Below are 244 nucleotides of genomic sequence, written 5' to 3'. Positions count from 1 at the left end.
CATCGGAAGTGCGAAGGGAAGCGAGGGGGGGCTAAGATTAGGGTAGATATCGGTGGGCGCCGTACTATATCCAACAGAGGAGATGGAGTACATTCATTTGAAAAAAGACAAAATGGCTGTCGTGCTCAGGGACGATCACCCGCTTGCCAGTCATTCGGCCATTACGCTGAAAGATCTTGACCATGAACCGATGATCGTCTGTGACGGAGGCTATGAATCACCATTTGTCGATATGTTCAGGCAG

General features: G+C 50.0%; 1 pseudogene. It reads left to right on the top strand.

Annotated features, from left to right (window positions below):
- Positions 1-46: 46 nt before the first annotated feature.
- Positions 47-244: pseudogene (locus tag SB660_RS23085) on the top strand (LysR family transcriptional regulator substrate-binding protein); the annotation flags it as partial.

The organism is Bacillus sp. SIMBA_005 (assembly GCF_046535585.1).
Classification (GTDB): domain Bacteria; phylum Bacillota; class Bacilli; order Bacillales; family Bacillaceae; genus Bacillus; species Bacillus pumilus.
The sequence above is the reverse complement of the archived record's forward strand: the minus strand, read 5'-3'. Positions and strand labels throughout refer to the sequence as shown.